At 60.5% G+C, this 9956-nt stretch carries 9 protein-coding genes; 2 read left to right on the top strand and 7 right to left on the bottom strand.

The window, feature by feature from the left end; all coding sequences use genetic code 11:
- On the bottom strand, nucleotides 1-481 hold a 481-nt coding region (locus LQ952_RS09615; RefSeq protein WP_238622444.1), incomplete at its 3' end, for a glycosyltransferase family A protein.
- Between the two features lie 151 nt (nucleotides 482-632).
- Here LQ952_RS09615 and LQ952_RS09610 point away from each other — a divergent pair.
- Together LQ952_RS09610 and LQ952_RS09605 are read left to right on the top strand one after the other, a co-directional pair.
- A complete protein-coding gene (locus LQ952_RS09610; RefSeq protein WP_238622443.1) occupies nucleotides 633-1271 on the top strand; it encodes a tetratricopeptide repeat protein in 639 nt (212 codons plus the stop codon).
- A gap of 23 nt (nucleotides 1272-1294) precedes the next feature.
- Entirely contained in the window at nucleotides 1295-2761 is a 1467-nt protein-coding gene (locus LQ952_RS09605; RefSeq protein ID WP_238622442.1) for a lipopolysaccharide biosynthesis protein, read from the top strand.
- A gap of 81 nt (nucleotides 2762-2842) precedes the next feature.
- Here the strand turns inward: LQ952_RS09605 and LQ952_RS15980 are convergent, their stop codons facing one another.
- From LQ952_RS15980 to LQ952_RS09575, 6 genes are all read right to left on the bottom strand, one after another.
- Nucleotides 2843-3583 (bottom strand): PEP-CTERM sorting domain-containing protein, encoded by a 741-nt coding sequence (locus LQ952_RS15980; protein WP_238622441.1) that lies wholly within the window; start codon nucleotides 3581-3583, stop codon nucleotides 2843-2845.
- A 296-nt stretch (nucleotides 3584-3879) separates the two neighbouring features.
- Nucleotides 3880-4908: a polysaccharide deacetylase family protein gene (locus LQ952_RS09595; protein WP_238622440.1), complete on the bottom strand. Its 1029-nt coding sequence runs from the start codon at nucleotides 4906-4908 to the stop codon at nucleotides 3880-3882.
- A gap of 26 nt (nucleotides 4909-4934) precedes the next feature.
- Nucleotides 4935-6041 (bottom strand): glycosyltransferase family 4 protein, encoded by a 1107-nt coding sequence (locus LQ952_RS09590; RefSeq protein ID WP_238622439.1) that lies wholly within the window; start codon nucleotides 6039-6041, stop codon nucleotides 4935-4937.
- Nucleotides 6038-7381 carry a phenylacetate--CoA ligase family protein gene (locus LQ952_RS09585; RefSeq protein WP_238616195.1) on the bottom strand — a complete coding sequence of 448 codons (1344 nt, stop codon included), beginning with the start codon at nucleotides 7379-7381 and terminating at the stop codon, nucleotides 6038-6040. The genes LQ952_RS09590 and LQ952_RS09585 overlap by 4 nt, the downstream gene beginning before the upstream one ends.
- A gap of 10 nt (nucleotides 7382-7391) precedes the next feature.
- The gene (locus tag LQ952_RS09580; RefSeq protein ID WP_238622438.1) at nucleotides 7392-8606 is read right to left on the bottom strand and encodes a glycosyltransferase; all 1215 of its coding nucleotides are present in this window, start codon (nucleotides 8604-8606) and stop codon (nucleotides 7392-7394) included.
- Entirely contained in the window at nucleotides 8603-9919 is a 1317-nt protein-coding gene (locus LQ952_RS09575) for a nucleotide sugar dehydrogenase (RefSeq protein ID WP_238622437.1), read from the bottom strand. Before LQ952_RS09575 ends, LQ952_RS09580 begins: the two co-directional genes overlap by 4 nt.
- Between the last annotated feature and the right edge of the window lie 37 nt (nucleotides 9920-9956).

Here is a 9956-nt window from a genome sequence, read left to right as displayed (position 1 = left end):
CCAAATCAAGCTTCAACATAGAGGCAGATAGATGTGGAGCAAAAAAAGGCCTGACAACTTCACTTCTGCGACGAACAAGACGCTCACTCTCGATACCGCCATCATTGACAAGATCAAAATCAATCATGAACTTATCATTTGGCGTAACAAAAGTCTCGGCATCATCTGCTGAAATAAAACCACTCAATACACTTGCCTCGGGATTTAGCTTGGCAAGTCTTTCGCACCTCAACAAATGATCAGGCCTCCACACGTCATCATCATCAAGAAAAGCTACATAATCCCCTTCAGCCGACATTAACCCCCTGTTCCTAGATGGATAAAGACCGGAATTCTTGTGCCAAACATACTTAATCTCACAATCAGACTCAGCAATAAATTTATTAACCTCATCTCTAGTAGCATCAAAACTGCCATCATCTATGATGACAATTAAATCTGGCTTCCTGGCTTGCCTGGCGACAGAGTCAAGGGCATCCATCAAATCCTTACATCTATTATAAGTATTAATAACGGCAGTTATTCTCATTGAAAACACCCGAGGGTCATCAAAATTGACCTACATAAAATCATCATGTATAAGTAATGGGCGACCAGAAAACGCATGACAGGCACAGCAAATGAAATTAATCATGCTACTCGTCCTTTTCTCCCTTATGTTTTTTACCGCATCCACACATGCGAATAATCGCTCGACTGGAGGTGAATTTGAATGCGGGAGCCTCACAAACCCTGACGGGCCTTTCGATTATCGCCGAGCTGACTTCAGCAAGGGAATCCCACAATCCACCAATCATTTTACGCCACAAATTGAAAACTTGCAGAGAGGAAGAACAAGCTTCCTCCTCGATGATATAGATTACACATTAAGGGAATGGCCCAATCATCACCGTGCATTATGGGCAGTTTCTCGCTTGGAAAGACTTAACAGAGGTGTACTACCTGATGCTGAAAAGTTAAGTGGCTGGCGCCGCAGCGCAGACTGCTACTTCGACCGTGCCATGCGCTTCACCCCCGACGATGGCACCGTCAGGATGCTCTACGGCATGCATTTGCATCTCTCCGGACATCCCCGGCGCGCGCTCCCTCATTTCGAAAAAGCCGCCGAGCTAGGCGAAGATTCCGCCGAATTTCACTACAATTTCGGACTGTTGCTGTTTGATCTGAGAGATTACCGTGCCGCCAGGGAGCAAGCCGAGAAAGCTTATTCTCTCGGCCATCCACTGCCCGGCCTGCGAAACAGGCTGCAGCGAGCAGGTCACTGGAACTGAACAGATAATCAGAGCGTTCTTTTTTGGCCAATGCCCCCACCAGCGTCGCCAAGGGTGCCGCGCTGACCATCACCATGCGCTGGACCGACCGCCTGATCGGTCTTGTCAGCGTCATCATCCTTGCGCGCCTGTTGGCGCCCGAGGATTTCGGCATCATTGTCATGGCCTCCCTGGTCATTGGCCTGGCGGATGTTCTGCTGGATCTGGGCGTGCATGTGGCCCTGATTCAGAACCCCTCCCCATCTCAGGACCATTACAACACGGCCTGGACCCTGCGTCTTCTGCAGTGTGCGGCGGCCGCCGCGCTGGTGTGGGTGGCCGCGCCGTGGGCGGCGGTCTTTTTTGACGAGCCAAGCCTCACCCTGGTCATACAGATCCTTGCCCTCTCCTTTTTATTGAGCGGGTTGGAGAATATCGGCATCGTGAATTTCCAGAAGGAGATGCGCTTTGTCGAGGATTTCCAGTTCCTGTTTGCCCGGCGAATGGTCGGCTTTGGGACCACCATCGGGGCCGCCTTCGTGCTGCAGTCGTTCTGGGCACTGGTGATCGGGACTTTGGCGGGTCGTGCCTTCGGCCTGGTATTGAGCTATGTGATGCATCCCATGCGGCCCCGGCTGAGTCTGGCCCGATTCCATGAGATTTTTGGTATTTCACAGTGGGTACTGGTGCGCAATATCGGTGTCTATCTGGATCAGTCGTTGCACATGATGTTGGTGGGGCGGCGGGACAGCACCACCGTGACGGGGGGATATTCCCTGGCCAACGAGATTTCCAGCATGCCCACCACCGAACTGCTGGCGCCGATCAATCGGGTGCTGTTCCCGGCCTTTGTGCGGGTGAAGCAGGACCTGACTGAACTCAAGCGTCTATTCCTGCTGGCGCAGGGGGTACAGGCCTTGATCGTGATTCCCGCCGGCACGGGGCTGGCCCTGGTGGCCCGAGAGGCAGTGGCCATACTGCTGGGTGAGCAATGGGGGTTCATCGTGCCTTTCGTGGAGATCATCGCGCTGGTCACGGTGGTCACCGCCCTGCTCTCCAGCGGCATCTATGTCTGCCTGACCCTGGGGCGTGTGAAGCTGGTGGCTGCCTATACCTGGTGGCAAGTGGGTGTTTTTGCCGTGCTCGCGGTGATGCTCCTGCCCCAGGCGGGTGCCTTGGAAATCGCTTGGTTGAGATTGTTCGTGGCGGCACTGGGGGTGGCCGTGTTTGCCGGTTTGCTGACCCGGACATTGTCGGGTCTGAAAGTGGGCGAGTTGGTGGGTGTGGTCTATCGGCCCCTGCTGGCGGCCCTTTTCATGGCACTGTGCGTGACGCAGCTTGGCGAGTTGATCCCGGGACCGGAATGGCTAATCCTGATGGCCCGCATCGGCCTGGGCATGGTCAGCTACATGTTGGCCATCATCCTGCTGTGGTGGCTGGCGGGCCGCCCCGCCGGGGCGGAAGCCTATGTGCTGAGGCAGGTACTCAGGCTGCGGCGGCGACATGACTGAAAAGGCCCCCTGCATCGTCATGTGACGCAGGGGGCCTTTGCCGATACGCCCTATGAGTGAAGACGGACGGGGCTCATTCCATCAAGAAAACATCCGGCGACGACGCATGGCGGAGAGCAGGCCCAGAATACCCATGCCCATCAGCAGCAGGCTACCGGGTTCGGGGATATCCGTCCGGACATGCTCGGCATAGACCCGGATATTGATGTCGCTGGACTTGTCCCAACCAAAACCGTCGGAATCCACCATGCCACCGAAAACGATTTCATCCAGGCCGGCATTACCGAAGAACCAGCGGTACAGGTCATCCGACTGATCCTGAGGGGTGCCGCTCAGAGCGGCGTTGGAAGCATGGTTGAACCACAGGGGCTGGGGATCACCCGTGGTACTGATGCCGTCCGCCGCAAAGAGATATTGGCCTTCGGAGAAGATCCCCAGATCAAAGAAGTCAATCTGCCAGATCTGAATGAAACTGCCACCGGACCCCTGGTAGGCCACACCGGGGTTATCCGGATAATCCACGGGAGTGATGGTGACGTTGGCATTGTCCGTCTCATTACCGGTCACGTTGGCCGTTGCCACGCGCGGCACCACCGTGTCTTCTCCCTGATCCTGCCCCAGGAACAGGGAAATGGTCTGGTAACGATCACCCAGTTGGAAATCGGACACATACCCTCCTGCAATGGCCCAGACGGTGATCCGGTAAATATTCCAGTAGTCGGTGTGCTTGGGCTGACAGGACAGGCAAGGCAGGGTGAAATCATCACCGGCAATCCATGCATCGCCGGTTCCATCGGCTTCACTGCCGAAATCCCAAGCCACGTTGCTTCGATCCGGACCGGCAGCGCTATTAAGGTTTGAATTGGGGAGTCCGCGATCAACGATCAACGACGCCGAAGCAATACTGCTCATCCCCATCGCCAGCAGCCCAACCATGCCGCCGGCAATCCACGCCGATTTTAGTGTTTTCATTGCAATCCCCTGGCTGAATTAATTGCGCCTGGAACTTTTTGCAATAATCACACCAGAATTATTTAAGATTTAAAATCAACCAGTTAAAAAAAGGGGAATCCGATCACCAAAAAACGTGTAAGCCTTACCGACAAAACCAGGGCGAATCATGGCAAGGGGACACGGGTCGAGGCCGTATGAAAACCGTTGAATAACAGGCGCGCCATGAAGCGGGAAGGGATGCGGTCCCAGGGTGTAAAACGGGGTAGTTGCCAGTCATCAGTATCCTGCGTGGCCACCCCTCTGGCGGTGCTGAAGGCGGCCTCGAAACCCAGATCGCGCACCAGCCTGACATGTTCGGCCTGATAGTCATCAAACGGGCGTCCGTTGGGATAAGCGAACAGGGTCACCGGCTCGTCCAGCAGGGACTCCAGCTCGGCCCGTCCCTGCTGGATTTCCTGCCGCACGGTGTCCATGCGGACGGTAGTGAAGATGGGATGGGTCACCGTATGACAGCCCATGGTCATGCCGGATTTATGCATCATCCGAACCTGCTCGGAAGTCATCATCAGATCCGTGGGCAAGACGCTCGATACAGGCTCGATGATTTGGTCTATCAGTGCATCACGGTCGGAAGGGTCCAGGTTTTTCAACAGGGCAATGAGTCGGCGGGTGGAACGACGCTTTTCATGGATCGTCCCGCTCAGGAACCGCTGGCCCAGACTGTCACTCAGATCCAGCAGGTCGGTTTCCATCAGGCGCATGGCCTCGATCACCGTGTCATGCCACATCCGCCCACCATCCAGATAGCCGGTGGAGATGAAAAACGTGGCGGGAACGCGATGCTTCAGCAGAATGGGCAAAGCCACGTTGGCATTGTCCGCGTAACCGTCGTCAAAGGTCACGCAGGCTGCCTTTGGGGGGAGCGTACCCTGGCGCAGTCTCTCCATGGCCTCCGGCAGACTCAAGAGGTTGAAGTGTTCCGCCAGCAAGGCAATCTGCCAGTGAAAGGTTTCGGCATCCAGTGCTTCCGGTCTGAAGGGGTCCGGCTCGGAAAGGACCTGATGGAAGATGAGAATGGACAGGCGCCCCTTTACACCGCCCTTGCAGATCCTGGGCAACAGCCTTCCGGCCAGATCCACCAGGCCGCGATCCAGTCGACTACTGGGCTCCGGAGTCAGCAAGTTGCGGGACATACCGGAAATGCTTGCCTTGCCATGTGTCATGGCGCCATCGCCTCCCGATAAACGCCATATAACACCTGGCGTACCTGCTCCCATTGAAAGCCACCCACCGCCTCCAGACCGTTGCGGCGCAGCCGTGACACCAGTTCAGGGGAATCCATGAGTCGGCATACGGCCTCGGCCATGGCCCGGGGTTCACCCGGAGGCACCAGCAGGGCGGTGCCGCCATCCTCCACCAGATAGGGTACGCCCCCCACATGGGTACTGACGACGGGAACCCCACTGGCCAAGGCTTCCAGAATGGAGTTGGGGGTGTTATCGATCAGACTGGGATTGAGCATGATGTCGGCGCTGCGATACAGGTCCGGCAGCAGGCCAACTTCCAGGCGGCCGGCAAACGTGACCCACGGCGTCAGTTGCAGTGATTGCACCAGGGCCTCCAGAGCGGGGCGCTCCGGTCCGTCACCGGCGATGGTCATTCGCGCCTCGGGGTGATGTTCCCGGATCAGGGCCAGGGCACGGATGGCCGTGGCGTTGTCGTAGATGTCTTCCAGGTTACGGGTCACGATGAGGTGCGGCCCCCCTCCCCCCGCTCCAGGGGTACAGGGGACATAGGATCGATGCGGGGCAAATTTTGAAAGGTCGATCACATTGGGGACCACCACCGCCTCGGCATGGAAACGGCCAAAGACATCCCGCAGAAAGCCGGAGGGAACGATGATGCGCGACGCCCGCGACATGGTGGGGCGTATCCAGCGCCAGGACTGCTCGAAGAAGGCTTCCGCCCCACCGCCCCGGTAATTGACGACCACCGGCACCCCCCGGATACGCCCGATCCAGATGGCGGGGGCCGCGAACAGATGCCAGGACCAACCGGAGTTGGCCATGACGTGCATGACACTGATTCGGTCGCACAGCCGCCACAGGGATGCCACATAGGGGACAAGACGAAACAAGGCGCGCACGCCGCGGATGCGTTCAATCCAGCCGGGGTGATAGGGCGCGTTCATCTGCACCAGTTTCACCACCAGATGATCCTCCTGCAGCAGACGGGCCAACTGCCGGGTCTGGTTGGCAATGCCGCCGGGAGGGGGTGGCAACGGCCCCACCAGACCGATGCGCCAGGTCGGTTCAGGTATGTTCATGGGCGAGATGCGTAGGCTTCCGAAATCAGGGTGACGTACTTCCCGGACTTCCCCGGCGGGATGTGGTCGGGAAACGAGAAGGTGACGGGAAGATCCGTGCCCATCATGCCCTGCATCCCGCGACACACCTCATCCAACAGGGCCTGGGGGAACGGGGCATCACGCACCAGCAGGATCTCGATGGACAGGTCTCGACGCTGGATGATGCGGAACTGCTTGAGATCCGGCAGTTCCCGCAGGATGCCCACCAGGGCGGCACTGTGGATCAGACTGCCGTCCCGAGCCACGATGAAATCCGTCATGCGCCCCATGACCTGCCCCAGGGTGGGCAGGGTGAGTCCGCAGGGACAGGGCTCCGCCTCCAACGCCACTCGATCACCGAGGCGGTAGCGCAACAGGGGCATGCCGTGGCCGTCCAGGTTGGTCACCACCAGGTCACCCACGCCCTGTGCATCGGGCTCATCCACCTCCAGCAGTACATGCTCGGCGGCGATGTGCAAGCGCCCGGCGGGGCATTCGTGGGCCAGATGTCCGCCGTCACGGGAACCGTATTCGTTGCCCACCGGACACTGGAAGACCTCCAGCATCTTGTCCCGCTGGTTGGGATAGAGGACTTCGGAGGTGCAGGTCACCAGTTCGGGGCGCCAGCCGCCGAAGGCTTGTGGGTGGCGTTCCATGTAAAGGGCCACATGGTAGAGCACGGTGGGGTAGCCGTAGACCAGTCGAGGACGGAAACGGCGCAGTTGCTCCGCGCCCCGGGCCAGGGCCTCGTCACGCAGGTCCAGCCCGGAGATCACCACCTGATTGAGAAACCGGCGGTCCTTGAAGCGGCGCAAGGCGTCCTGCTTGCTCAGCTCCACCGGGGACCCCCAGTAATCCACCTGACGGCTCCCGGGCTCGATGCCGAACCAGGCCCGGCCCCGCAACTTGGCGGCATTGTGCCAGGATTCCTTGATGGGATCGGTGTAGAACACCAGGGGCTGGCCGGTGGAGCCGCCGGTGGTATGGCGAATCAGCCGATCCCGGTGGTCATCGGCCGTCAGATCGTCCAGGTATTCGCGCACATCGGCCCTCTCCAGCAGGGGCAGCCGGGTCAGGACCTCCCGGCCCAGTTCTTCCGGATGGGACACCCCCAGCGCCTCGAAGCGCCGGCGGTAGAAGGGCACATGGTGCCAGCAATGGGTCATGAGCCTTTGCAGCTTGCGGTCCTGCAGGGCCTTGAGGGCATCCGGAGACAGGCGTTCACTGCCCCTCAGCGAGGCATAACAGGCGGCAGTGCCGCGTCCCCGAAGGCGTTCATGGAGGGGGAACACTACCGAGCGAACGAACCCTTCATGCATGGAACACCCCCTACCCTTGCCCGTTCATGGTCCTGAGGCAGATATCCTCAAAACACCGGGCTACCGCCCGGGAGGAGCAGTGATCTTCCACATGGCGACGGGCAGCCTGTGACAGCCGCAACCGCAGGGCCGAATCCGACAGGAGCCGGTCCAGGGCCTGGGCCATGGCCTCCGGGGTATCCGCCTGCAAAAACTGCTCGCCGTCGGTAAGCGGCAGGCCTTCCACCCCCAGCCCGGTGGAAACCACCGGCAGGCCCCTGGCCATGGCCTCGTAGGCCTTGATGCGGGTGCCGCCCCCCACCCGCAGGGGGATCACATAGGCCGCACCGCCGTACACATGGGGGCGGATGTCATCCACAAAGCCGGTGAAGGTCCAGGGCAGGTTGCGCCGGGCCGCCTGCTCCACCAGTTCCGGATGGGGCCTGCGTCCCACCACGGTCATGCGCGCACCGGGGCGACGCTGCACCAGCAAGGGCCAGACCTCGTCCATGAAAAAGCGGATGCCGTCGATGTTGGCCTGCCAGTCCATGGCACCGGTGAAGATCAGGTGGTCCCCGTCGCCGGGCGGCCGGTAGGCAAAGAAGTCCAGATCCACGCCGGTGGGGATGGCCTCCACCCGACGGTTCCGAGGCATGGCCCGGAACGCCTCGGCATCCCGTTCCGAGACTGCCACCACGGTATCGAAACGGGGCAGTTCCCGGGCTTCGAAACGAGCCATCTTGCGATGCTGGCCCCGCCAGACGTAGCGTTTCAAGGGATGGCCGGCCACCTCGGCATGACGGCGAAAAATCTCCGCCTCCACGTTGTGGGTGAACATCACGGTGGGGCACAGGCCGTGGAGGGGGGCCAGGGTGGCGGCGTGGATGAAATCGAACACGGCCACCTGGGCACCCTGCTGAAGTTGTTCACGCACCCGTCGGCGGGCGACGGGATTCACGCCGGCGGCTACCGAGAAGGGCTTGAAAGACAGCAAATGGCGCAGCCGGGTGATCCTGTGCAACGGCCCACCGGTGCGGGCCGGCCAGGCGATGAAGCGGTCGCAGACCGCTTCTATCTCTTCCCGATGTCGGGCCGTCTGCTCGGGCGTGGCCGGCGACATGAGGGTGATGTGAAACCGCCCGCCCTTCATGCCCCGGAGGATCTGGGTGGTGCGGATCTTGCCGCCTTCGTCGGTGGGAAACAGAAACCGGGGTGACACAAAGACCAGGGACGGGCGCTTGCTCACCAGCAGATCCCCTGATAGGCGGCCTTGAGGGCGCCGCGGTCCTTGAGCCCCACCAGATCCAGCACCTGCTGTTCCGGACCGGCGTGGGCCAGCAGCTGTGCCACCAGCGGGGCATCACTCAACCCCAGGACGATCACTTCCGAGTGCTCGATGAGGGCACGGCAGTCTTCCATCAGCAGGGAGGCGATATGGGGCAGTGTCTCCTCGATGTAGCGCCGGTTGGCGCCGATGACCCGGGACAGCTGCACGTTGGGGTCGTGGATCTTCAGATCCATGCCCTTGCCGATCAGACGCTCCGCCAGTTCCACCAGGGGGCTTTCCCGCATGTCGTCGGTGCCGCTCTTGAAGCTCAGACCGATCAGGCCGATCCGCCGCTTGCCGCTGTCGAGGACAAAATCCACCGCATGGTCGATCTGCTGCTGGTTGCTGGGAATGAGGCTGCCGAGCATGGGCAGTTCGGTGTCCTGCTCCTTAGCCATGTAGAGGACGGCCCGCAAATCCTTGGGCAGGCAGGAGCCGCCGAAGGCGAAGCCGGGGCGCAGGTAAGCCGGGGAGATGTTGAGCTGACGATCCCGGGTGACCAGTTCCATCACCTCGCGGGAGTCAAGCCCCAGGGACTGGGACAGGCGGCCCACCTCGTTGGCGAAGACGATCTTGAGGGCGTGGAAGGCATTGCAGGCGTACTTGACCATTTCCGCCGTGCCGATCCCGGTACCCACGAACTCACAGGGCAGGTGTTCGAAGATGGGTTTCACCTGGTCCAGGGTCCGCTCGGAATCGGTGCCCACCACGGTGAAGGGGGGATGGTCGTAGTCCTTGATGGAGGAGCCTTCCCGCAGGAACTCCGGCTGGAAGGCCAGGCCGAAGCCCTCCCCCACCCGCTTGCCGGACGCGGATTCCAGCGTCGGCCCCACCAGTTCCAGGGTGGTGCCGGGCTTGACGGTGGAGCGTAGCACCACGGTGTGATAGTGGTCCGTCAAGGCCAGGGCCTCGCCGATCTGCCGGGCCACGTTGCGCACGGCGGCAAGATCCTGGCTGCCGTTGCGGCTGGAGGGGGTGCCGACACAGATGAAGGACACCTCGGAGCGGCGGATGGCTTCGCTCACGTCATCGGTGACCGTCAGGCGTCCCGCCTGCACCACCTGGGCGGTCAGTTCCTGGATGCCTTCCTCCACGATGGGGGAATGCCCACGGCGCAACAGATCCAGCTTGTGCGGGTCGATGTCGACCCCGACGACCTCATGGCCATCCCTTGCCAGACACGCGGCCGAGACCGCCCCCACGTACCCCATCCCAAAGATCGCGATTCTCATGCTGGTCCATCCCGGTGGTTCGGATTACCATGATTGC

The organism is Ectothiorhodospira lacustris, from assembly GCF_022227785.1.
In the GTDB taxonomy this organism is placed as follows: Bacteria; Pseudomonadota; Gammaproteobacteria; order Ectothiorhodospirales; family Ectothiorhodospiraceae; genus Ectothiorhodospira; species Ectothiorhodospira lacustris.
This window is presented reverse-complemented; position numbering and strand designations above follow the sequence as displayed.

Coding starts and splice junctions, on each gene's coding strand:
- LQ952_RS09610 (WP_238622443.1), top strand. CDS start 633: ATGCTACTCGTCCTTTTCTCCCTTATGTTTTTTACCGCATCCACACAT.
- LQ952_RS09595 (WP_238622440.1), bottom strand. CDS start 4,908: ATGTCCCGCAACTTGCTGACTCCGGAGCCCAGTAGTCGACTGGATCGC.
- LQ952_RS09590 (WP_238622439.1), bottom strand. CDS start 6,041: ATGAACATACCTGAACCGACCTGGCGCATCGGTCTGGTGGGGCCGTTG.
- LQ952_RS09585 (WP_238616195.1), bottom strand. CDS start 7,381: ATGCATGAAGGGTTCGTTCGCTCGGTAGTGTTCCCCCTCCATGAACGC.
- LQ952_RS09575 (WP_238622437.1), bottom strand. CDS start 9,919: ATGAGAATCGCGATCTTTGGGATGGGGTACGTGGGGGCGGTCTCGGCC.